25 protein-coding genes are annotated in these 23,642 nt (G+C 43.4%); 20 read left to right on the forward strand and 5 right to left on the reverse strand.

Annotation, left to right across the window (positions count from 1 at the left end; translation table 11 throughout):
* Positions 1-62: 62 nt before the first annotated feature.
* The 3 genes from ACESPO_RS09675 (at position 63) to nrdG (ending at position 3,086) form a co-directional block, all read left to right on the forward strand.
* Complete coding sequence (locus ACESPO_RS09675) at positions 63-2,348, forward strand: anaerobic ribonucleoside triphosphate reductase (protein ID WP_039861145.1); 2,286 nt, start codon at positions 63-65, stop codon at positions 2,346-2,348.
* 77 nt (positions 2,349-2,425) lie between these two features.
* Positions 2,426-2,572 carry an anaerobic ribonucleoside-triphosphate reductase gene (nrdD, locus tag ACESPO_RS09680; RefSeq protein ID WP_009262487.1) on the forward strand — a complete coding sequence of 49 codons (147 nt, stop codon included), beginning with the start codon at positions 2,426-2,428 and terminating at the stop codon, positions 2,570-2,572.
* Positions 2,556-3,086, forward strand: coding sequence for an anaerobic ribonucleoside-triphosphate reductase activating protein (nrdG, locus tag ACESPO_RS09685; RefSeq protein WP_499788761.1), 531 nt, complete (start codon positions 2,556-2,558; stop codon positions 3,084-3,086). The genes nrdD and nrdG overlap by 17 nt, the downstream gene beginning before the upstream one ends.
* Before the next feature lie 59 nt (positions 3,087-3,145).
* Here nrdG and ACESPO_RS09690 read toward each other — a convergent pair whose 3' ends face one another.
* Positions 3,146-3,694, reverse strand: coding sequence for a prolyl-tRNA synthetase associated domain-containing protein (locus ACESPO_RS09690; protein WP_499788762.1), 549 nt, complete (start codon positions 3,692-3,694; stop codon positions 3,146-3,148).
* A 164-nt stretch (positions 3,695-3,858) separates the two neighbouring features.
* Between ACESPO_RS09690 and ccmA the strand changes: the two genes are divergently transcribed.
* The 11 genes from ccmA (at position 3,859) to ACESPO_RS09745 (ending at position 14,962) form a co-directional block, all read left to right on the forward strand.
* Positions 3,859-4,548 carry a heme ABC exporter ATP-binding protein CcmA gene (gene ccmA / locus ACESPO_RS09695; RefSeq protein WP_009262484.1) on the forward strand — a complete coding sequence of 230 codons (690 nt, stop codon included), beginning with the start codon at positions 3,859-3,861 and terminating at the stop codon, positions 4,546-4,548.
* 36 nt (positions 4,549-4,584) lie between these two features.
* Positions 4,585-6,006, forward strand: a complete 1,422-nt coding sequence (locus ACESPO_RS09700; RefSeq protein ID WP_499788763.1) for a hypothetical protein — start codon at positions 4,585-4,587, stop codon at positions 6,004-6,006.
* A 14-nt stretch (positions 6,007-6,020) separates the two neighbouring features.
* On the forward strand, positions 6,021-7,241 hold the full coding sequence (locus tag ACESPO_RS09705; protein ID WP_499788764.1) for an ABC transporter permease: 1,221 nt from the start codon (positions 6,021-6,023) through the stop codon (positions 7,239-7,241).
* A complete protein-coding gene (locus ACESPO_RS09710; protein WP_119987616.1) occupies positions 7,211-8,236 on the forward strand; it encodes a hypothetical protein in 1,026 nt (341 codons plus the stop codon). Before ACESPO_RS09705 ends, ACESPO_RS09710 begins: the two co-directional genes overlap by 31 nt.
* 106 nt (positions 8,237-8,342) lie before the next feature.
* Positions 8,343-10,091, forward strand: a complete 1,749-nt coding sequence (locus ACESPO_RS09715) for an ABC transporter ATP-binding protein (protein ID WP_499788765.1) — start codon at positions 8,343-8,345, stop codon at positions 10,089-10,091.
* Positions 10,078-11,817, forward strand: a complete 1,740-nt coding sequence (locus tag ACESPO_RS09720) for an ABC transporter ATP-binding protein (protein ID WP_270457591.1) — start codon at positions 10,078-10,080, stop codon at positions 11,815-11,817. The genes ACESPO_RS09715 and ACESPO_RS09720 overlap by 14 nt, the downstream gene beginning before the upstream one ends.
* Positions 11,818-11,929: 112 nt before the next feature.
* Positions 11,930-12,112, forward strand: a complete 183-nt coding sequence (locus tag ACESPO_RS09725; RefSeq protein WP_016438300.1) for a ferredoxin — start codon at positions 11,930-11,932, stop codon at positions 12,110-12,112.
* 155 nt (positions 12,113-12,267) lie between these two features.
* Entirely contained in the window at positions 12,268-12,783 is a 516-nt protein-coding gene (locus ACESPO_RS09730; RefSeq protein ID WP_008974812.1) for a ferritin-like domain-containing protein, read from the forward strand.
* A gap of 39 nt (positions 12,784-12,822) precedes the next feature.
* Positions 12,823-13,080 (forward strand): PRC-barrel domain-containing protein, encoded by a 258-nt coding sequence (locus tag ACESPO_RS09735; protein WP_008974813.1) that lies wholly within the window; start codon positions 12,823-12,825, stop codon positions 13,078-13,080.
* A gap of 58 nt (positions 13,081-13,138) precedes the next feature.
* Positions 13,139-13,591, forward strand: coding sequence for a transcriptional regulator NrdR (gene nrdR / locus ACESPO_RS09740; protein WP_035102618.1), 453 nt, complete (start codon positions 13,139-13,141; stop codon positions 13,589-13,591).
* Positions 13,592-13,627: 36 nt separating this feature from the next.
* Positions 13,628-14,962 carry an alpha-L-fucosidase gene (locus ACESPO_RS09745; protein ID WP_120105251.1) on the forward strand — a complete coding sequence of 445 codons (1,335 nt, stop codon included), beginning with the start codon at positions 13,628-13,630 and terminating at the stop codon, positions 14,960-14,962.
* A 27-nt stretch (positions 14,963-14,989) separates the two neighbouring features.
* Here ACESPO_RS09745 and ACESPO_RS09750 read toward each other — a convergent pair whose 3' ends face one another.
* From ACESPO_RS09750 to ACESPO_RS09765, 4 genes are read right to left on the reverse strand one after another with little or no spacing between them, the layout of a single operon-like run.
* Positions 14,990-15,742 (reverse strand): exodeoxyribonuclease III, encoded by a 753-nt coding sequence (locus ACESPO_RS09750; RefSeq protein ID WP_008974816.1) that lies wholly within the window; start codon positions 15,740-15,742, stop codon positions 14,990-14,992.
* A gap of 49 nt (positions 15,743-15,791) precedes the next feature.
* Positions 15,792-16,511: a tRNA pseudouridine(38-40) synthase TruA gene (truA, locus tag ACESPO_RS09755; RefSeq protein WP_009262473.1), complete on the reverse strand. Its 720-nt coding sequence runs from the start codon at positions 16,509-16,511 to the stop codon at positions 15,792-15,794.
* A 13-nt stretch (positions 16,512-16,524) separates the two neighbouring features.
* On the reverse strand, positions 16,525-17,298 hold the full coding sequence (locus ACESPO_RS09760) for a type III pantothenate kinase (RefSeq protein WP_009262472.1): 774 nt from the start codon (positions 17,296-17,298) through the stop codon (positions 16,525-16,527).
* A gap of 23 nt (positions 17,299-17,321) precedes the next feature.
* Complete coding sequence (locus tag ACESPO_RS09765) at positions 17,322-17,975, reverse strand: ECF transporter S component (protein ID WP_016438304.1); 654 nt, start codon at positions 17,973-17,975, stop codon at positions 17,322-17,324.
* Between the two features lie 197 nt (positions 17,976-18,172).
* On the opposite strand from ACESPO_RS09765, the gene coaBC reads away from it, so the two are divergent.
* The 6 genes from coaBC to ACESPO_RS09795 all read left to right on the forward strand — a co-directional run bounded on the left by coaBC (position 18,173) and on the right by ACESPO_RS09795 (position 23,620).
* Positions 18,173-19,366 (forward strand): bifunctional phosphopantothenoylcysteine decarboxylase/phosphopantothenate--cysteine ligase CoaBC, encoded by a 1,194-nt coding sequence (gene coaBC / locus ACESPO_RS09770; protein WP_009262470.1) that lies wholly within the window; start codon positions 18,173-18,175, stop codon positions 19,364-19,366.
* Between the two features lie 124 nt (positions 19,367-19,490).
* Entirely contained in the window at positions 19,491-20,021 is a 531-nt protein-coding gene (locus ACESPO_RS09775) for an isochorismatase family protein (RefSeq protein WP_016438305.1), read from the forward strand.
* An 11-nt stretch (positions 20,022-20,032) separates the two neighbouring features.
* Positions 20,033-20,560 carry a GrpB family protein gene (locus ACESPO_RS09780; RefSeq protein WP_009262468.1) on the forward strand — a complete coding sequence of 176 codons (528 nt, stop codon included), beginning with the start codon at positions 20,033-20,035 and terminating at the stop codon, positions 20,558-20,560.
* Between the two features lie 204 nt (positions 20,561-20,764).
* Positions 20,765-21,508: a DUF5058 family protein gene (locus ACESPO_RS09785; RefSeq protein ID WP_499788766.1), complete on the forward strand. Its 744-nt coding sequence runs from the start codon at positions 20,765-20,767 to the stop codon at positions 21,506-21,508.
* Positions 21,509-21,526: 18 nt separating this feature from the next.
* Positions 21,527-22,222, forward strand: coding sequence for a hypothetical protein (locus ACESPO_RS09790; protein WP_009262466.1), 696 nt, complete (start codon positions 21,527-21,529; stop codon positions 22,220-22,222).
* A 33-nt stretch (positions 22,223-22,255) separates the two neighbouring features.
* The gene (locus tag ACESPO_RS09795) at positions 22,256-23,620 is read left to right on the forward strand and encodes an amidohydrolase (RefSeq protein ID WP_120105252.1); all 1,365 of its coding nucleotides are present in this window, start codon (positions 22,256-22,258) and stop codon (positions 23,618-23,620) included.
* Positions 23,621-23,642 lie beyond the last annotated feature (22 nt).

The following is a 23,642-nucleotide window of genomic DNA, read 5'->3' on the forward strand; positions in this document are numbered from 1 at the left end:
GATATTTAGTATCATAATACTGAATAGACACAACATATTGTAGAGAAAGGGCGATAGACAGGATGATTAGAAGTATTATCAAAAGGGACGGCCGCGTGGTACTGTATGACGAAAGCAAGATTGCATCGGCTATTTTAAAGGCGATGGAGGCAGCAGGTGAAGGAGATGCGACAGATGCTGCAAATGTGGCAAACGATGTACAGAGTAAGCTTGAAAAGTTGCCGGAAGATATGCCTCCTCAGATCGAGCAGGTGCAGGATACGGTAGAGCGGGCTCTGATGAAGAAAGGGTTTGAGGAGTCGGCGAAGAAATTTATTTTGTACCGGGCACAGAGAACACATATCCGAGAAGCAAACACAAGCCTGATGAAAACAATCGATGAGATTACGAATATAGATGCGCGCGAGAGCGATATGAAGCGTGATAATGCGAATATTGACGGAAATACTTCTATGGGAAGCATGCTCCAGATAGGAGCGGCAGGAGCGAAAAATTACAATGAGGCATATTTGCTGACACCGGAACAGGCGAAGGCGTACCGGGAGGGAGATATTCACATCCATGATTTTGACTTTTATTCACTGACAACTACTTGTACGCAGATAGATATTGAGAAACTATTTCAGGGGGGATTTTCTACCGGACACGGAGTGATCCGGGAACCACAGTGTATTCAAAGTTATGCGGCGTTGGCGGCGATTGCGATCCAGTCAAACCAAAACGATCAACACGGAGGACAGAGCATTCCAAACTTTGATTACGGACTGGCGAAGGGAGTGGCAAAGTCATTCCAAAAAATTTATAAAAAGCAGCTTACAGAAGCGGTGGAGGATCTGGCTGATCTTGAGGATGAAGAAGTACAGATTACGCAGATGTTAGATGAACTAAAGCAGACAAAAGAACTGTTTCCACGGCTAAAACAGGAGGAAGAAGTATTTGATCGTGCGGTACAGCAGAAGCTTTGCGAACGATATCATTTTACAGAAGAAAAGGCAGCACACATTACTGAGAAAGTCAGAAAGCGTACCGAGAAATATACGGAGCGCGACACTTATCAAGCGATGGAAGGATTTGTACATAATCTGAATACGATGCATAGTCGTGCAGGGGCGCAGACCCCGTTTTCTTCTATCAACTACGGGACAGATACAAGCCCAGAAGGAAGAATGATCATCCGGAATGTACTGCTTGCAACAGATGCAGGGCTGGGAAATGGGGAGACATGCATTTTCCCAATTCATATTTTTAAGGTGAAAGAAGGGGTCAATTATAATGAGGGAGATCCAAACTATGACCTATTCCGATTAAGCTGCAAGGTAAGTGCAAAAAGGCTGTTCCCGAATTTTGTATTTCTTGATTCGCCATTTAATCTTCAGTATTACAAACCAGGGCATCCGGAGACGGAAGTTGCTACCATGGGCTGCCGTACTCGTGTGATGGGGAACGTATACGATCCAGAGCACGAAATCGCGTATTCAAGAGGAAATCTTTCCTTTACTTCGATTAATCTACCTCGTCTTGCAATTGAGAGCAAAGGAGACGAGAAAGTATTTTATCAGAAATTGGATGCAATGTTGGAACTAGTTGCGAGACAGTTGATGGATCGCTTTGAGATTCAGGCAAAGAAATGTGTATATAATTATCCATTCCTTATGGGACAAGGTGTGTGGCTGGATTCGGAAAAACTAGGACCAAACGAGGAAGTCCGGGAAGTGTTAAAACATGGGACACTATCGATTGGATACATCGGTCTGGCAGAGACTTTGACGGCACTGTATGGAAAGCATCATGGGGAAAGTGAAGAGATGCAGCAGAAAGGGCTTGAGATTATCGGTCATATGCGGGCATTTACGGATGCGAAAGCAAAAGAAACTAAGATGAATTATACGTTGCTTGCGACACCGGCAGAAGGCTTGTCCGGAAGATTTCTCCGGATGGATCAGAAACGTTATGGGAAGATACCGGGGGTGACAGACAGAGAGTATTATACAAATAGTTTCCATATTCCGGTCTGGTATCCGATCTCCGCGTACGAGAAGATCAGAAAAGAAGCTCCTTATCATGCATTGTCCAATGGTGGTCATATCAGTTATGTAGAACTGGACGGAGATACTGCAAAAAATGTGGAGGCATTCGAGAGTGTGATCCGCTGTATGCACGATGCCGGAATTGGTTATGGAAGTGTCAATCATCCGGTAGACCGTGATCCAGCCTGTGGATATGTAGGTGTGATCGATGATGTGTGCCCAAGATGCGGACGGAGGGAAGGAGAGCCGATCAGTGACGAAAAGCTGAAAGAACTGAGAAAGCTATATCCGGAAATGCCGCAATTTTGCGGATGCAGATAGTACGAAAAGAGAATATTTTCAGGAAAAGGCAGCAGATATTTTGACAATAGATAGGTTAGTGAAAGGAAGGATTTAGTATGGAAGAAAGATGTACGATTGGAAAAGATGTAAAATTTGAGAGGATCAGAAGAATTACGGGATATCTTGTGGGAACAATGGACAAGTGGAATGATGCAAAAAAAGCAGAAGAGAGAGACAGAGTAAAACATGGACTGGGACAATAGAAAACTAAGGATTGCGGGAATCGCCGGGGACAGTATTGTAGATGGCCCCGGAATCCGCATGACATTGTTCGCACAGGGATGCCCCCATCACTGTCAAGGATGTCATAATCCGGAAACGTGGGAATTTGACGGAGGAACCTGGTGGACGACAGACGATCTTGTCAAAGTAATTGAGGAAAATCCTCTTGCTAAGGGAGTTACATTTTCTGGCGGGGAGCCATTTAGCCAGGCGGAGGCATTTGCAGAGCTTGCAGGAAAATTAAAGAACCGGGGATACGAAGTGGCGAGTTATTCGGGATTTACTATGGAAGAACTTTTGCGGGGATCCCGAGAGCAGCGGATGCTTTTAGAGAAATTGGATGTACTGATTGATGGACCGTATATCGAAGAGCAAAGAAGCCTGTCACTTGCGTACCGGGGGAGCAGAAATCAGAGGATCATAGATGTTCCTGAAAGCCTCAGAACCGGAGAGATCACGGAAATTGTTTCGGGGAGATGGCAGGGAGAATATTAGGAAAATACGTCTTGCAGAGAGAAAAAGTGAATTCTCTTACAAGGCGTATTTTTTTAGGATCAGTCCACAGTCGTCCATGTATGCCCGGTATGTTTTAAAAATACATTCAGTATATCTTCTGTACGTATTTTCAGACTGGATGTGTTGATGCAAGGGTGGCAGCCGATATATTCGTTGTCCAGTAATTCTTTATCGATGACCAGATGTACGGCGTGGTTGCTGTCGTTCATCAGTCCCAGAACGCTGACAGATCCCGGTGTGATGTTCAGATATTGTTCCATATATTCTGCCTCGGCGAAAGAAAGGCGGGAGGTACCAAGCTGTTTTGAGACATCTTTCGTCTTAAACTTTTTTTTGCCAGGAATCATCAGAAGGTAAAAAGCAGTTTTCTGCCGGTTTATTAAAAATAAGTTTTTGCACATGGACACGCCAAGAAGCATGTCGATGTTCTCGCAGGCTTCCATTGTCTCGGTGACTGCGTGATCTACGCGTTCGTAAGGGATGGAAAGTTCATCTAGAAGAGAATAGACGGCCATTTCCTTTGGGAGCCGTCCTGTTTTATCCGGTGCGGTTGTATAAAGTTGATTACTGATGTTGCTTATATTCATTTCAAATTCTCCTTCCAAAGATAACATTAGAAAATATCATGATCGAATGTTAGAATATTATAGCACTTTATCGGAGTATTTGTAAAAAAATGTAAAAGACAGTATAGATTTTCAGTGAAAAATGATAAAATAATAAAAAGTGTCAGTAGGAGTTGAAAAAGAAAATGATACAGGTATCGAATCTGGGAAAGCGTTATGGGAAAAAAACAGTTCTTCAAGAGATTAGTTTTACGGCACAATGCGGGGAGTGCGTAGCCGTTGTCGGCAGAAACGGCTGCGGCAAGACAACACTGATGCAGATTCTTGCAGGAGTATTGAAACCAGATGGAGGAGAGATTCGCTATTTTGGGAAAGAACCGTTAAAGAACTTCCACTATTATCAGGAATATTGTGGGTATGTGCCTCAGGATCTGCCATTTCTGGAAGAACTGTCTGTGAAAGACAACTTGAAATTATGGGGCGTGGACCGATCGGCACAGTATGAGTGGATCATAAGAGCATTTGATCTTAGAGAAATCATGAAAATGCCGGTGCAGAAGCTTTCCGGAGGAATGAAAAGAAGACTCAGTATTGCCTGTGCTCTTGCAAAGTGGCCGCCGATTCTACTTTTGGATGAGCCTACTACAGCGTTGGATCTCTATTATAAAGATAGGATCCAATCCTGGATCAGAGAATATAAGAAGATGAATGGCATTGTGATCATGACGACACACGATGAGAAGGAAATCATGGAGAGTGACAAATGTCTGGTCATGTGTGAGGGATATTTGCGCGAAACAGGAACAGAATCCAGAGAGATTGAACAGATTAAGAGAATGATGGGGATGAGACTGGAAGATTTTTCAAGAATCTGACAAAAACAAAAGAAAAAGGAAGAGAGGACATAAGAGATGAAGAAATATGGAAAGAGGATGCAGTTTGACCCGATGACAGGAGAACCGATTGATCCAGAAGCAAAATTTGATCCGATGACTGGAAAACCACTGTATAGCAACAATGGAAAACAGGGAAAAACAGGAAAGAAGATTGCAATCATCGGAGGGGTAACAGCGGTTGCAGCAATTGGATTGACTGTATTTGGAGCTGTGAAAAGCGGAATTTTTTTCAGCGATAGCACAAAGGTATTGATGGCCACGGCAAATACGGTAAGGGACATGGAGTATTTTTCGGATATAGTAAAATCCGCAGAAATCCTTTCTTCCGGAAAATATACAACAACGATTCATGCCGGACTAGAAGACACGGAAGCAGAAGCACAAATACTTAGGGGAAAAGCAAAAGTTCAGATAGCCGCACAGGTGGAGTTTCCCGATTCTGATCAGGTAAGTGCACTTGCAGAGTTAAATGAGAGGGAAGCCAGACTAGAAGTGCCAGTGCTCAGTGATAAAATGTTTGCTTATAATTATAGAGAAGAGAAAGGCGGATATTTGGCAGATGAGGGAGTGCTGGAAAATGTTGATGAAGTGTTACAGTTGGCAGGACAGGCTTTAGGGGAAGAAAAAGATGTTCAGAAAATGTGGAAGGAGTTGGTTTCTTCCCTGTCCGAGGAATGGAAAGAAGTAGAAGTTGTCAGAAGGAATCCGGAAGAGTATGAAGTAGATGGAAAATTCAGAAAATGCAAAGGTTATACGGTATCACTCACGGAAGAAAATATGGAAGACTTACTTTCAGTGACAGAAGATATAGTGACAGATTACTATGATAGTAAACTTTGTGAAGAGATGTTGTCGAATATCTTTTCAGAGTTGGAGTATATTATAGAGGATATGCCGGATGTAGATGTAACATGTTATGTATATAAGAATAAACTGGCGGCAGTCGGACTGGAAGTAGATAGGAATGAGATGGAGATTCAGTTTCTTGGAGGAAAGACGAGATTTCAGAATATGGAGATCTCTGTTGAGGATGAGACTGTCATAGAGGTCGAAGGAGAGACGGAAGGGTCTGCAGAAGTTACGACAGTCTATATCGAAGGGGAAGAGGCTCTGGAAATGGAATATGATAGAAAGTCCGGAGAATATAAAATCGAAGTACCGCAAGCGGATATGGAAATGTCAGGTGTATTTCTGGCAGATAAGAAAAAAATGGAATTGTCAGCAGAGACAGTGGAAGTATATGGAAATCGGCTTGATGTAGATTGTTTGCTGTCCATCCGTAAAGGTGCGGAGTTCCGCGAATTTGAGGGGGATGTCTTTGATGTCGGAGAGGCTTCCAAATCAGAGTTAGAAGATCTCGGAGAAGAACTTATGGAACAGATCGAGGAAGATGAGAATCTGGAAGATTTCTTGTATGAACTTGATTATTATCTTTAGAATGATGTTATGCTATGAGAAATTTGATCGTATATCTGGAACTAGAATGGAAAAGATCGCTGAAAGTACTTGGTAAATCAGCTGTGAGTCTGCTTGTGATTCTGTGCATTATCATTGGAGGCGTGTTTGGAATCAGTTATGTATTGTTTCATTTCCAGATTTTTGAGCCGATACAGGTGGCGGTAGTGATTCCGGATACGGAAGAGGAGTCAAAGGTGATTGCCCGGTTTCTTGCGGGAATGGAAAGTGTGCGGAATATCTGCAGATTTGAATATATGGAAGAGAAACAGGTAAGGACTGCGGTCTGGGAAGGAAAGGCTCAGGCAGCAGTGATATTGCCGGAAGATTTTTATCAGGATATCTATGAGGGAAATCCGGCAAAGGTGATACTTTTGTTTCCGGAGGAGATGGACTTGGATACAGCCATTTTCAGAGAACTTTTGGAGGATGGAGTTTCGATGATCAGAACAGCGGAGGCGGGAGTATTTGCGGCGATGGATACCGGAAAAGTGTATGAGACGGAGATGGAATCGTATGAGATTGCCGAGTTTATTTCCTATAAATATATCGGCAATGCTTTCCGGCGTGGGGAGCTGTTTCAGGAGAGTATTTATTCCCCTGTAGGAAATCTAGAGTTGTCTGAGTTTTATGCAGCAGCAGTATTGGTAGTTTTTCTTCTGATGAGTGGAGTGAATTGTGGATTCCTCTATAAGCAGGAGAGCAGAGCAGTGGAACAAAGAATGTATGCAAACGGTTTGGGTGCTGTTTCGCAGACGACAGTAAAAATTGTGGCGATGGCAGGTATGTTGTGGATTCTTTCGGCGGGATGCTATCTGTCGGGAATCGGTGTTCAGCAGATGATGGAAATAAGAACAATGGGCATAGATGGGACTGTTTTCTGGAAGATGATCCCGCTTTGTTTTGGAATCGCATCCTATTTTTCGTTGATGTATGTATTGGCAGGTAGAGGGATGCAGGGAAATCTTTTGCTGCTCTGTGGGAATGTGCTGATGATCTTCTGCTCAGGAACAGTAGTTCCGTCCGCGTATCTTCCGAGAGTGGTAGGAAGTATCGGCAAATGGCTTCCGCTGAATCTGTTTCATGAATACAGTGCACAGATGTTGTTTGGGAGCATAGAAGTAAAACTGGTGTTATGGATGATGATCTGGGGGTTGGCAGCCGGAGGAATAGGGGTCTTAATTACATGGAAAAGACATGGTACATATTACAACTGAAAGCAGAAATGAAGCGGAAAACATGGTGGATCATCCCGGCGGCAATGATTGCAGTTGCCTTGCTTGTCAGTCAGATGCGGATTCCGAACGGAGAAAATGTCTCAGTGGGGCTTTGTCTTGCCGAAGATCCGATGGCAGAAGCAATTGCGGCCGGGTTGAGTCAGAGAGAATCCGTGTTTGAATTTATTGTGTTTGAAAAAGAAAGCGAGTTGAGGAAGGCGCTGGAAACAGCGGAAATTGACAGTGGATTTCTCTTTTCAGAAGAGTTTGAAGAGAAAGTAAAGAAAGGCTGCAGCAAGGAACTGATCACTTTTTTACGGACACCTTTTTCTGCTAAAGGAACAGTTGCAAAAGAAACACTTTATGCCGTATTTCTGGAAAAATACGGAGAGGAGATCTTGCTGGATGGACGAAAAGAGATTTATGAAGAGGATAGAAAAGATCTTGTTCCGTTTCTCTTGGAAAGGAATGCAGAGTATTTAAAAAGTGAAGAATTTTTTCGGACAGAGGTAGAAGCAATACCAGTACAAGAAACTTCCGACAAGGAAGAGCTGACAGATATCTATCCGATTCAGGGAATCATGGGGATTTTTTTATTTGTTTTGCTCTGGATGACATTCGGACGGAGGTTTGAAGGGAATGGCAGAGGAATCTGTCTAGCTTTAGACCGGAAAAGACAGAAGAGATTTGAGTATCTCGGATATCTTGCAGCTGTAACAATTCCGTCAGTCACAGGGATTGGTGTGGTTATGGCTGTCGGAGAGAGCAGAGGAGTGGTGATAGAATTGTTTCGCATGTTTCTGCTTGTATTTATAGGCGCACTGTGGGTGTCAATTGTCGGAGGATGGTTCAGGAGCAGTATGGCACTTTCTGCCTGGGTGCTCGCCTTTGTTGTGATACAATTGGTGCTTTGTCCGGTATTGATCAATATCTCAGCTTACTTGCCTGCTGTAGACTATATAAAATATTTATTTCCGCTCGGGTGGTATGTCTAAAGGGACTCCATTGTAAAATACATTTTTCAGTGTTCCTTTTTCTTGTCTTTCCGGGCGGAAATCGCTATAATGAGAAAGAATCATTAGAAGGAGGAGATGGGAAAAGATGTTTCAACTGATTCCATATCTGAAAGGATATAAAAAAGAGAGTGTGATCGGTCCGCTCTTTAAGCTTTTAGAGGCATGTTTTGAACTGATTGTTCCACTTGTGATGGCAAAGATCATCGATGTAGGAATTGAGAACCGGGATATGCCGTACATTTTGAAAATGGGAGGAGTTTTAATACTGTTAGGTGTGATTGGTCTCGCATGTTCGCTGACGGCGCAGTACTTTGCGGCAAAGGCAGCAGTTGGGTTTGGGACGGAGCTGCGCCATGATCTGTTTCGCCATATCAGCACGCTGTCCTACCAAGAGATTGATCAAGTTGGAAGTGCAACGCTTGTAACAAGAATGACAAGTGATATCAATCAAGTGCAGTCCGGAGTCAATCTTGTACTCCGACTGTTCCTGAGATCACCGTTTATTGTTGTCGGGGCGGTTGTCATGGCATTTACAGTCAACTTCAGACTGGCATGGATCTTTGTTGTTGCAGTACCGCTTCTTTCCATTGTCATCTATGGAATTATGATGATTACAATTCCAATCTATAAGAAAGTGCAAAAAGGGCTTGATCAGATTCTTTTGACGACGAGGGAAAATCTTGCAGGAATCCGTGTGATCCGCGCATTTCGGACACAGAAAGAGGAGCAGAAAGCATTTGAAAAGGAAAGTCATACATTGATGCAGGATCAGTTGAGAGTCGGCTGGATCTCAGCACTGATGAATCCACTGACCTATCTGATCGTCAATGGAGCGATCATTGTACTTGTGTGGGCCGGAGCTTTTGAAGTGAATACAGGAAAGGTGTCACAGGGGGAGATGATCGCACTTGTCAGCTATATGACACAGATTCTGATCGCACTTGTGGCACTTGCGAATCTGATCGTATCTTTCACAAAGGCGCTTGCATCTGCGGGAAGAATCAACGAGGTGTTTGCTATTTGTACAACGATGGAATCTCCGAAAAGCAGAATGGAAAAAGTATTTGATAAAAAGTGTGAAGCAGTTTTGTTTGATCATGTGCAGTTCCGGTATCACGGATCAAAAGAACCTGCGCTTTCGGATGTAACATTTTCTGTAAGCAAAGGAGAAACGGTTGGAATTATCGGAGGAACCGGATCAGGCAAATCAACTTTGGTCAATTTGATCCCGAGATTTTATGATGCATCAGAAGGACGTGTACTTTTTGATGGTGCAGATGTCAAAGAGTATCCGATGGAGAAGCTGCGTGGAAAAATCGGAATAGTTCCGCAGAAAGCTACTTTATTCCGGGGGACGATTCGTGCAAATATCCAGTGGGGGAAACAGGATGCTACCGATGAGGAGATCTATGAAGCACTGGAGATCGCACAGGCAAAAGAGTTTGTTCAGGAAAAACCGAAGGCACTTGATACGATGATCAGTCAGGGCGGGAAAAATCTGTCCGGAGGGCAAAGACAGCGACTGACGATTGCCCGTGCGCTTGTGCGGAAGCCGGAAGTATTGATTCTTGATGACAGCGCATCGGCACTGGACTTTGCGACAGATGCAAAGCTTCGGAAAGCCATTGCGGAGAGGACAAAGAATATGACAGTCTTTCTTGTATCGCAGAGAGCGGCATCCATTCTCCATGCGGATAAGATTATTGTTATGGATGATGGTATGGTTGCAGGGATCGGTACGCATCAGCAACTGTTAAAAACATGTGAGGTCTATCGGGAAATCTGTTATTCCCAGCTTTCCAAAGAGGAGGTGGAGCAATATGAAAAAGAATAAAGGAACGGTGGGGAAAGTATTAAAACTGATCGGACCTTATAAATATCTTTTATTGTTGTCACTTGTATTTGCGATGATTTCTGTCGCTCTGACACTATATGCACCAATTTTGATCGGAGACGGTGTGGATGTTCTTATTGGAAAAGGACAGGTAAATTTTCCGGAGGTTTTTGCAATTTTGAAAAAACTTGCAGTTGTCATTGTGCTGACTTGTGTGGCGCAGTGGCTGATGAATCTGTGCAACAACCGGATCACCTACCGTGTTGTGAAGGATGTGAGGATAAAGGCATTTGCAAGACTTCAGGTACTGCCCTTAAAGTATGTGGACAGCCGCCCGCAGGGGGAGACGATCAGCCGGATCATCACCGATGTGGAACAGTTTTCAGACGGATTGTTAATGGGATTTTCCCAGTTTTTCACCGGGATTGTTACGATTTTAGGAACGCTTGTCTTTATGCTTGGTATTCATGTACAGATTGCGTTGGTCGTGATCTTGATCACACCGGTATCTTTGTTTGTAGCAAGCTTTATTGCAAAAAGAACGTATACGATGTTTCAGAAGCAGTCAGAGACAAGAGCTGAGATGACTTCGCTTGTGGAGGAAATGATTGGAAATCAGAAAACAGTGCAGGCATTCGGTTATGGAGAGGAAGCGTTAAAGCGGTTCGATGCAATCAATCGGAACTTGCAGACATGCAGTCTCAAAGCAATCTTTTTTTCTTCCATCACAAATCCAAGCACACGGTTTGTCAATGGACTCGTGTATGCGGGAGTTGGGATTACCGGCGCAGTCTTTGCGATGCGAGGAGCGATTTCTGTCGGACAGCTGTCCTGTTTTCTGACCTATGCTAATCAGTATACAAAGCCGTTCAATGAAATTTCCAGTGTGATCACAGAACTGCAGAATGCGCTTGCCTGCGCAAGGCGCGTGTTTGATTTTATTGAAGAGGAAACGGAGACGGTGGATCAGAAAGATGCAGTCGTCTTAAGTCAGGTACAAGGAGAAGTAAAACTTGTGGATGTATCGTTCTCCTATCAGCCTGAGGTACCACTGTTGGAGCATCTTAATCTTACTGTGAAGCCGGGACAGAAGATTGCGATCGTAGGTCCGACAGGATGTGGGAAGACGACTTTGATCAACCTGCTGATGCGATTCTACGATTTGGATGGCGGACAAATATTGCTGGATGGAAATGCTGTTTCAAAAGTAACAAAAGACAGTCTGCGTGCAAGCTTTGGAATGGTCCTTCAGGAAACCTGGCTGAAATCTGGCAGTATCGCAGAAAATATTGCATATGGAAATCCGGGTGCGACAAGAGAAGCGGTTATTGCGGCAGCGAAGGCGGCGCATGCCCATGGATTTATCAAACGTATGCCGGAAGGATATGATACCGTTATTACCGAGGATGGCGGAAATTTGTCACAAGGACAAAAGCAACTTTTGTGTATTGCAAGAGTGATGCTGAAACTTCCACCGATGTTGATTCTTGATGAGGCAACATCGTCCATTGATACAAGAACAGAAATACAGATTCAGAAAGCATTCCAGAAAATGATGCAGGGGCGGACAAGCTTTATTGTGGCGCACAGACTTTCCACGATCCGGGAAGCAGATGTGATCCTTGTGATGAAAGATGGAAATATTATTGAGCAGGGGGATCATAAAACACTGCTTGCAAGAAATGGGTTCTATGCAGAGTTGTACCAAAGCCAGTTTGCAGAATAGAATAAGTTATATCGAAAGTGTATGAAAAGAACAGAAATCGGGAATACTCTCAGAGAAAGAAAAGCGGATATCCGCTGAAAAAACAGTTAAAATCTGAGTAGGGAGGCATTGCATGAAAGCGATTGTAGAAGAAGGATGTATTTCCTGTGGAGCATGCGTTGGAGAATGTCCGGAAGTGTTCCGGTTCGGAGATGACGGGCTGGCGGAGGCATATGCGGAAGTCACAGCAGAAAATGAAGAGGAAGCAAAAGCGGCAAGAAACAGCTGTCCGGTGTCTGTTATCGATATCCGTTAGTGACGGAAAAAGAGAGGCAGTGCTTTCTGAAAAGCAAGAAGAGAGCGGCCGATCATCCTGTCGTGAAAAAATGAAAAAGAAAATAGAAAAGAGGTCTTCTTTATCCGGGACTGCCATAGATTGTATGGTAGAACGGATCAGGGAGGCTTTTTTTAATGGAAGAAACAAAATATATTTATGCGGACAAATCAGAATACCCAGAAGTCTGTGTGCAGGAGAAAAACAGACAGTATGCGGCAGCAATGCTTGGCAATGTAGGAGCGTGTGACTCTGAAATGTCGGCAGTCAGTCTTTACTTTTACAATGGCGTGATTGCGGAGGGGAAATTTGAAGAAATCTCGGAATGTTTTCATAAGATCAGTATTGTGGAGATGCATCATTTACACACTTTTGCGACACTTGCGAATCTACTTGGAGCAGATCCACGCATGTGGAGTGTCGAGAGAGGAAGATATCGTTACTGGTCAGGGGCTTGCAATCAATATTCCAGAAACATCGGTGACATTCTTCAGAATGCACTTCGCGGGGAGCAACAGACCATTGCAAAATACCGCAGACAGAAAGAATGGATACAGGATTGTCATATCAGGAAAATTTTGGAGCGGATCATCTTAGATGAACAGTGTCATGTAAAAATATTTGAGCAGCTGTGTGACAGATATGTCCATTAAAACATAGAAAACGAAATAGAAGAAATAAAGGGGGAGAAAATGCGGGTATGTGAGTTGAGGGAAAAGGAAGTGATCAATGTCTGTAACTGTAAAAGGCTGGGAAACCCGGTGGATCTTGTATTTGATGCGTGCAGTGGCTGCATCGAGGCAATTGTCATTCCAGGGCCGGGAAAAATCTGTGGTTTTCTAGGATCGGACAGTGAGTATGTGATTCCATTTTCCTGCATTAAAAAAATAGGGGAAGATATCATTTTTGTGGAAATCTGTGAAGAAAAATACCTTGTTCCATGCAAATGATTTGACATTGATTTCCATTACCGATATACTAAAGAAAAATGTGGAAGGGGAACAGAACATGAAGTGTCCTTATTGTAATAATCCAGATACAAAGGTAATCGATTCCAGACCGGCAGACGATGGAAGCTCGATCCGTCGTCGCCGTGCCTGTGATGAGTGTGGAAAGCGGTTTACAACTTATGAAAAAGTTGAGACGATTCCGTTGATCGTCATTAAAAAAGATGATAACAGAGAGCAGTATGACAGAAGAAAGATTGAATCTGGGGTGCTGAGTGCCTGCTACAAAAGACCTGTTTCGGCAGATCAGATCCAGAAGTTTATGGAGGAAGTAGAGACAGAGATTTTCAGCAGAGAAGAGAAAGAGATTCCGAGCAAGGTGATTGGAGAAATCGTGATGGACAAGCTGAAAGAGTTAGATGCAGTTGCCTATGTAAGATTTGCTTCTGTGTATCGTGAATTTAAGGATGTCAATACTTTTGTGGAAGAGTTAAAATCAATTCTTGATAAGTAAGAGGGTTTCCATGGCAAAAGAGAACGGAGTGAGAAAATGAATCAGGCAATCAGAGAGAGAACGAAGTGGTTTATGGATGCAAGATTTGGGATGTTTATTCATTGGGGAATCTATGCAATTCCGGCATGCGGTGAGTGGGTGATGTCCCAGAGGGAAATGACGAATGAGGAGTATGAACAGTATTTCCGAGAATTTGATCCGACTGCTTACGATCCGAAAGAGTGGGCAAAGCTGGCAAAACGCGCTGGGATGAAATATGCGGTCCTTACGGCAAAGCATCACGATGGATTTTGTCTGTTTGATTCGGCACTGACCGATTATAAGGCGACAAATACAAAGGCAGGAAGAGATCTTGTCAGAGAATTTCTAGATGCGTTCCGGGCAGAAGGGATTCGGGTTGGACTGTATTTTTCGTTGATCGACTGGCACCATCCAGATTTTCCGAAGTACGGAGATCGCCATCACCCGATGAGAAATCAGGAGAGATACAAGGATGCACAGATAGACTTTGACAGATACCTTGATTTTATGCACGGTCAAGTAAAGGAACTTGTCACAAACTACGGAAAACTGGACCTGTTATGGTTTGACTTTTCTTACGATGACATGAGAGGAGAAACATGGCGTGCGACAGAATTGATTCAGATGGTAAGAAAATATCAGCCGGATGTCGTGATCGACAACAGACTGGAGGGGTCTGGGGAAAATCATGGAAGTATTGCAACTGCGGAACCTCTGATCTATAGCGGAGATTTTGCAAGCCCGGAGCAGATCATCCCGCCGGAAGGGATCATAGATGAAAATGGGGAGCGCATTCCATGGGAACTTTGTGCAACTATGAATAATCATTGGGGATACTGCAATTTTGATCATGAATATAAACAGGCAGATATGCTGATCCGAAAGCTTGTAGAATGTACGAGCAAAGGCGGAAATATGATTCTGAATGTGGGACCAGATGCGAAAGGAAGAATTCCGAAAGAAAGTGTGCAGATTCTTGAGGAAATCGGAGCATGGATGGAGCGAAATGGAGAGAGTATCTATGGCTGCGGAATCTCTGAAATTCCAAAACCGGAGTGGGGAAGGTACACGCAGAATGCGGATACGATTTATGCACATGTTTATGAGGCGCCGCTCGGAGCACTTCCCCTATATGGAATTGCACCGGATCGGTTGGACAAGGTGTATTATCTTGCAGATGGAAGTGAGATGACACGCGGGGAAGCATGGAACACAGTATTGTTCCAAGATGTTGCATTTGTGTCGCTCGGAGCAAATCCAGTGTTTACTTATCCGCTACCGGATCCGATTGACACTGTTTTGAAGATCAAGATAAAAAAAGGCAGCAGGCTGTGTCCGGGAATGGACTAGCCTGCCGCCTTTTTTGGCAAAACTATTTTATTCAAAATCCAGTTCTACCGGACAGTGATCTGATCCCATCACATCTGTGAGAATTTTTGCATCTCTGAGGCGGTCTTTTAAACATTCTGACACACAGAAATAGTCAATTCTCCATCCTGCATTCTTTGCTCTTGCACTAAAACGGTAGGACCACCAGGAGTAAATCCCCTCCTGTTCCGGATAGAAATAGCGGAATGTATCAATAAATCCTGCCGAAAGCAGTTCCGTGAACTTTCCTCTCTCCTCATCTGTAAATCCGGCATTTTTCCGGTTTGTCTTTGGATTTTTCAAGTCGATTTCTCTGTGTGCAACATTTAAGTCTCCACAGAAGATCACCGGCTTTTTCGCTTCCAGCTTCTTTAGGTACTTCAAAAATTCCGTCTCCCACTGCATCCGGTAATCTAATCTTGCAAGTTCGTTCTGTGAGTTTGGCGTATAGACTGTCACAAAATAGAACTCCTCAAATTCCAGTGTGATGACACGCCCTTCCTTGTCATGTTCTTCCATTCCAATTCCGTAAGCAACTGAAAGCGGCTCTTGTTTTGTAAAAATTGCTGTCCCCGAGTACCCTTTTCGCTCTGCATAGTTCCAGAACTGATGATACCCTTCCAGCTCCAACTTAAGCTGACCTTCCTGCATCTTGCTTTCTTGTATACAGAAAATATCCGCATCTGCTTCCTTGAAAAAGTCTAAAAACCCTTTTTGGACACAGGCACGTATCCCATTGACATTCCATGAAATAAATTTCATTTATCCACCTCCTCATAATTTCTTCTGTTATTTTTATGAATAGTATTTTTTATTTATAATTCACTTCCCGCAGACATAACCCATGCGCCGGTGCAAGAAATCCAGTAAGACTTCTATCTCTGTGGTGAAATGCTTCCAGAACGCTCTCTGGTGTGCGGATTCCTTCTCCGACCTCTAAAAGTGTTCCCGCGAGGATTCGAACCATATGATATAGAAATCCATCTCCGCGGAATGCCAGCACAAGCTTCTCGTTCTCTTCCTTCATATCGATGGAAAAAATCGTCCGCACAGAATCAGCCTCTTTATTGTCGGTAAAACTCCCAAAATCATGTGTGCCCGTCAAGTGATCGGCTGCTTGGCGCATACGATCCAGATCAAGATGCACCGGTCTGTGATAACAGTATTTTCTTGTAAATACATCTGCACGTGATCTCTGATCGATCCGGTATTCATACACCTTAGATACTGCACTGTACCTGCTGTGGAAAGACTGGGAAACACTCTCGACGAGACAGATTCTGATATCCTCCGGGAGCATTCGGTTCAATTCTTGCCGAAGCAACTCCGGATCCTCGTTTGTTTTCAGAAACGCATGAGCAACCTGTCCTTTGGCATGTACACCTGCATCAGTTCTTCCGGAGCCGCTTATTTTTACAGGACTTCCTTCAATTTTACTGAGCACACGTTCAATCGTTCCCTGTATGGTTCCAGGCTCATTTGTCAGCCTCTGCCATCCTTTATAACCGCCCCCATCATAGGCAATCGTCATCTTATAGTTCTTCTTAATTTTTTTCATCATTTCTATTATAAATCAACTGAAGTCCTTTTAAAAGGAGTGTTTCATCAATCGGAATTTCCTTTTTACAATGTGGAATGATTGTGCCTGCCAGTCCACCGGTAGCTACAAGTGAAGCCTTTTGTCCAATCTCATCCTCAATCCGGTCGATCATCCCATCGATACAAGCTGCGCTTCCATAGATAATGCCACTCTTCATACAATCTACTGTATTTTTTCCAATCGCCTTCCGCGGTTGTTCGATACTAATCTTTGGAAGCTGAGAAGTCTTCTCAGTCAATGCCTCCAAAGCTGTTGCCACTCCTGGCAGGATCATCCCTCCGGCATAATTTTTCTTTTCATCAATCAAAGAAATGGTTGTTGCGGTTCCAAGATCCACAACGATGATCGGCGCTTCATACGCTTCAATCGCCGCAACCGCATTGACGATCCGGTCGCTTCCGACTTGAGCCGGCTGATCCATATGAATATTTAATCCTGTTTTCACTCCAGGTCCCACAACTTTTATCTGTCTGTGAATGACCTTTTTCGCTGCCTGCGCTATCACCTTAGTAAGCGGTGGCACGACCGAGGAGATGATTCCTCCCCGAATCCTGCTTTCCTTGATTCCATACAGTTCCAGTATAGTTTTGATACTGACTGCATATTCTAAATCGGTTCTTGTCAGATCCGTAGAGAGCCTCTCTGCAAAACAGATCTGCTCTCCGTCAAAACATCCTATCGTAAGATTTGTATTTCCAATATCAATCGCTAAAATCATAAATACTATCCTTCTGATATTTTTTAATGTAATCTTTCTTTCAATTTTAACAAAATACGTCCAATCACCATCGTTAAGATTGCCGCGACAATTGCCTCCGGCACTCCGTTGATTCCAATGATCGTCATAATAAATCCATATACCGCATCCACCGACACTTGATTGACCTGTGCATAATCATCTTTAAAAAAGAAATAGATCATATTCATAACAAGCAATGTGTTTGTGAGCGCTCCGCTGATCCCGGCCACAAAAAGTGCTGTATTTTGGGATGCTTTCCATTTTGTCGTCACCTTTCTGACTCCATGATATACATAGTAGGGAACAACCCCTGTCAGAATTCTCGGCACAAAACAAATTAAAATGCTTGCAAATCCCCCCTGAATTTCTCCCAGTGAATAAAATGGTGAGAATACAAAAGATGTGACTGTCGGATTCATCGTATTGTTGATCAGACTGGTCAATCCAAAGATCAAGCCGAGAAAAGCTCCTTTCTTTGGGCCAAGCACCAATGCGCCAAGTATCACAGGAATGTGGATGATCGTTGCCCGTGTGAATCCGAGCGGGATATACCCTAAAAATGGGACCATAGCCATCAGAATGATCAGTGCCGCGAAAAGTGCAGCCTGTACAAGTCCTTTTACCTGTGACGTTGTGTTAGTTGTTTCGTTATTCATTTTTCTTCCTCCTTGTTATTATTCCCCGGTAAGCCTTATGCTTTTGGGGGATACAATACAATTACGGCGCTATTGTAGCATGTCGCTCTCTGAAAAGCAATGATGTTTGAAAAGAAAAACATAGATTTACGCGTGCAGTCTGTGCTGTGATATGATACAATCATGTTCAGAAATGTACCAGATTGGAGGAACCATTTATGTTAAAAGGAAAGACAGTCATACTCGGAGTAACCGGCAGCATTGCCGCATACAAGATTGCCAATCTCGCCAGTATGCTCACAAAGCTTCACTGCGATGTGCATGTACTGATGACACAGAATGCGACGAACTTTATTCACCCGATTACCTTCGAGACACTGACCAACAACAAATGCATTGTCGATACATTTGACCGGAATTTTCAATATAATGTGGAACATGTCTCTCTTGCCAAACGGGCAGATGTTGTTCTGATCGCTCCGGCAACAGCCAACGTCATTGCAAAACTGGCATACGGTCTTGCCGATGACATGCTCACAACGACAACCCTCGCCTGCACATGCAAAAAAATCGTTGCGCCGGCAATGAATACCAATATGTACCGCAATGCGATCACGCAGGATAACTTAAAACGGCTTACACAATTTGATTTTGAGGTGATCGCTCCGGCGACCGGAATGCTTGCCTGCAAAGATATCGGAGAGGGCAAACTTCCGGATGAGCAGACACTGCTCAACTATATTTTAAAAGAGATTGCAATGGAGAAAGATATGAAAGGGGTAAATGTCCTTGTGACTGCCGGAGCCACCCAGGAAGCAATCGATCCGGTCCGCTACATTACCAATCACTCCACCGGAAAGATGGGCTATGCCCTTGCGCGTGACTGTATGTTGCGTGGAGCCAATGTCACTCTGGTGAGCGGCCAAAGTGCACTGACCCCGCCGCCATTTACAACTGTGATTTCTGTCACATCTGCAAAAGAGATGTTTGATGCGGTCACAGAACATGCCGAATCGCAGGATATCATCATCAAAGCGGCTGCTGTCGCTGATTATCGCCCTGCCAGTATTGCCACAGAAAAGATGAAAAAGAAAGAGGATGCTCTCACCATCGAATTGGAGCGGACCGATGATATTTTAAAATACCTCGGGGAACACAAGCATCAACAACAGTTTCTATGTGGATTTTCCATGGAGACCGAGCATATGCTTGAAAATTCCAGAAAGAAACTGGAAAAGAAGCATCTCGACATGATCGTTGCAAATAACTTAAAGCAGGCAGGTGCAGGATTTGGGACGGACACAAATGTAGTGACTATGATTACACCGCAGGAAGAAATTGCACTAGAACTGATGTCCAAAGAAGAGGCTGCTCACGCAATTGTCAGCCAAATTTTAAAAAATCTCAGTTAGCGGTTAACCTGTTTTTGCGAGCTGCATATACGCATACAATACATTTTTTGTTGCTGAAAAGGCTGAAGAAGTGTTAAGAAATATGGGTCTATTTTCGGAAATGTTTATGAAGGAGGTCATTGTGATGAGAATTGAGAAAGAACAGACGGTTGCAATCGGAATTGATTATCAGGAGAAGCTTGTTCCGGTCATGCATAAAAAGGAAAAGCTGATTGAAAATTCAAGGATTTTGCTCTCAGGGCTTTCGACTTTGGAAGTACCGATCTGTCTGACACAGCAGTACACAAAAGGTCTTGGGGAGACAGTACCAGAGATCATAGCGGCAGCGGGGATCAAGGAACATGTGGAGAAAATCAGCTTCAGCGCCTATGAGGATATCAAAGAGTTTGTCAAAGGAAAACGGTTTGTCATTCTCTGCGGCATTGAGGCGCACATCTGTGTGCTTCAGACGGTGATCGACCTGATTGAAAATGGACATGTGCCGATTCTTGTTGTGGACTGTATCTCCAGCAGAAAAGCTTATGACAGGAAGATCGCGTTAAAGCGGGCCGAGAAGGAAGGCGCCTTTTTAACAACGTATGAGGCAGTTCTCTTTGAACTTCTAAAAGAGGCTGGAACGGAGCAGAGCAAACAGATTCAGCGGCTGATAAAATAGCGGAGGAAACAATGGCAAGAAAGATAGAAGTGGTTGATTATTGTCCAGAATGGAAAGAAAAATTCTGGCAGGAGGCTGCGAAGATTCAAGAAATTTTAGGAGAAAACTGTATTACTGTCTATCATATTGGTTCCACTTCCGTGAAGGGACTGCGGGCAAAGCCGATCATTGATCTGATGCCAGTTGTAAAAGAGCTGGAAGCGGTGGATCTGCACAATAAGGAATTTGAAGCGCTAGGGTATGAGTGTAAGGGAGAGTATGGGATCTTAGGTCGCCGTTTTTTTATGAAGGGAGGGGATTTGCGGACCCATCATGTACACATTTTTGCGGAGGAGAGCAGGAAAGAGATTGAGCGGCATCTGGTAGTACGAGACTATCTTCGCACCCATAAAAAAGATGCGGAGGCATATGCTGCCCTGAAGACAGAGCTGGCAGAGAAATTTACCTATGACAATGAGGGATATTGCGATGGAAAAGATTCCTTTGTAAAAGATCTGGAACGAAAGGCGCTGGAGTGGAGAAAAACTATGTCTGTATAAGAGAAAAATAAGACATACTGTCAAAAGAGAGATGGCTAAGGCGAGAAATTAATAGAAATTTTATAAATAGTAATAGAAAAGTGAAAATATCTTCACCACATGGGAAAACATGTCGAAAAGTGAAGATATTTTCATTTTTTTATTTTCGGGAAATAGGTATGATGGAGGAAAATGAGGTAGGGCAAGAAAAAGGAGGAAAAAAGAATGGATGTTATGAAACTTGCAAACAGTTTACCTATGTGGATCGCTTGTGGTATTCCGGTCGTGTTCGTCATGATACAGGCACTTCTCTTTGCACGTGAGGCTTATCGTTCGGGAGAAAAAGTCGGGCTTACGAAAACACAAATGAATAAAGCGATTAAAAGTAGTGCGGTGACTTCGATAGGGCCATCGATTGTTGTACTGAGCGGTATGTTATCACTTTTGGTGACAGTTGGAGGACCAGTTGGTTGGATGCGACTTTCTATGATTGGTTCTGTTATGTTTGAGTCTATTGCAGCGGGACTTGGAACATCAGCGGTTGGTGTGACGTTAGGAACAGATCCAATGACAAAAGAAGCGCTTACCATGGCAATTTGGACAATGATCCTTTGTTCAGTTGGCTGGGTATTGTTCGGAACATTTTCTACAAATAAAATGGAAAAGATTGAACATAAATTATCGAAAGGAAATGAGGGAACTTTGACAACGATTGCATCAACAGCGATCATTGGTGTGTTTGCTGCAATGGTTGCAAGCCATCTTTCAAAACCTATTTATTTTCTGATGCAGAAAGCGGATGCAGCAGCTATGGGCGGTGCAAATAAAAATGCGATTGCCTGTATTTTAGGAGCTGTGATCATGTATGGGCTTTCGACAGTAGCGGAGAAAAAGAATATTGGCTGGTTAAGAGAATGGTCATTGACGATTACTATTTTAGGAGCGATGGTCATTACAGCTTTGATTTAATGATAGGAGGAAGAATGAATGAGCAATAATTTCTATAAAGATGAATATATGCCAAAAATAAATAGAATAGGAAAGATGACAGGATATGTAGGAGTGATTCTTGCGTTTTTACCAGCGGTTGCGCTTGCGGTAGTTTACGGACTGCTTCCGAAACCGGCAGCTCTTTTGACAGCGTTTGTCAGTGGTGCGAGTGCATTTGGAGTGCTTTGGTTTGTGGAGCCGATTTCCTATTTTCCGGTAGTTGGTCCGGCAGGAACTTATATGGCATTTCTTTCCGGCAATATTTCTAATATGCGTATTCCATGTGCAAGTATGGCACAGGTAGCAGCTGATGTGGAGCCGGGAACAGAAAAAGGTTCTGTTATTGCAACCATTGGTATGGCGGTTTCTATTATTATCAATACATCGGTATTAACGGTAGGAGCCATTCTTGGAACTTCAGTATTGGAAATGCTTCCAGCTTCTGTAATTTCTGCATTAAATTATCTGCTCCCGGCATTGTTTGGAGCGTTGATCGTGCAGTTTGGAATCAAGATGAAAAAGCATAGTCTTGTGATGGTACTGATTGCGATTGCGTTATATACAGCAATTGGAATGGGCGTCTTTAATTGGCTTCCTGGCGCATCTAACTGGCTTGGAACAATGGGATGTGTATTCCTTAGTATCGCGATTGGATTGGCAACCTTAAAAAACACTGCAAAAAAAGAAGCATAAGTAATTAGGAAGATAGGCAAAGGAGAGATAGAGATGACAAAAAAAGAACTTCATCAAATTGTAGATAGTCTGGAGCCCTTGTGCCAAAAGAGTTGTAAGAGATTATGGGATCATCCGGAAGTGGGTGGAGAAGAAAAAGAAAGTGCAAATTATTTTCGGGAGATCTTATCAGAAGAAGGCTTTGTTATTGTGAATGAAGCAGAATTGCCACATGCATTTTATGCAGAATATGGTTCGGGAACTCCTGTCATTGCAATCTTAGGAGAATATGATGCGCTTCCAGGATTATCTCAGACAGTATCTGCGCAAAAAGAAGCAGTACAGGAAGGAGCAGCAGGCCATGGATGTGGTCACAATTTATTGGGAGCAGCATCGGCCGTTGCAGCGATTGCAGTGAAGCGATTTTTGGAGCAGGAAAATCAGGAAGGAACGATTCGTTTCTATGGATGCCCGGAAGAGGAGTTACTTTCTGGAAAAGTGAAAATGTCTTATCATCATATGTTTGACGGCTGTGATATAGCGATTAGCTGGCACCCAATGAGTGCGAATATGGTGTATGATAGTGGATATCTCGCCAGTGCTTCTGCACACTTTAAATTCTATGGAAAAAGCTCCCATGCTGCATTTGCGCCGGAAGTAGGCAGAAGTGCGTTGGATGCGGTAGAGTTAATGAACGTTGGCGTGAACTATTTGCGTGAACATGTGACATCCAAAGCAAGGATTCATTATACAACCGATAGCGGTGGATTTTCTCCGAATATTGTTCCGCCAAGAGCAGGTTCCTGGTATTTTGTTCGGGCACCTCATATTTCAGAGGTAAAAGAGATTTTGGAGCGTGTAAGAAAAGTGGCAGAGGGAGCTTGCCTTATGACAGAAACATCAATGGAAATGAAAATAGATTATGGATGTTGTGAGCTTTTAGAGAATCATGCATATGCAGATTTGGCATATGAGAATCTAAAAGAAGCCAAACTACCATCTTACACAGAAGAGGAATTAGCATTTGCTTCGAAATTAGAAGATACCTTGTCAGGGGAAACGGTAGAAAATGCAAGAAAACTGTATGACACAGAGGGACTTCCATTGGCTATGAAAGTGGGAATAAGAGATTTGTATCAGAGGAACCCACTGACGGCTTCTTCTGATAGCGGAGATGTCAGTTATATAATGCCGATGTGTCTGATCTCTACTGTGTGTTGGCCGGCGGCAGTTTCGCCACATACATGGCAGGCATCAGCTTCTGCAGGCTCTTCTATTGGAGAAAAAGGTGCTCTTAGTGCAGCGCGGGTTATGGCGGGAATTGCATATGATTTATACCAATCTTCAGAAATTCGGGAAAAAATCCTAGAAGAATTTCGAGAAAAAAAAGTGGATTATAGACCAATGTATGAAGAATAGATTATGGACAACAGATTCGTAG

The sequence above is a fragment of the Coprococcus sp. HPP0074 genome, assembly GCF_964238105.1.
Taxonomy (GTDB): Bacteria; Bacillota; Clostridia; order Lachnospirales; family Lachnospiraceae; genus Faecalimonas; species Faecalimonas umbilicata.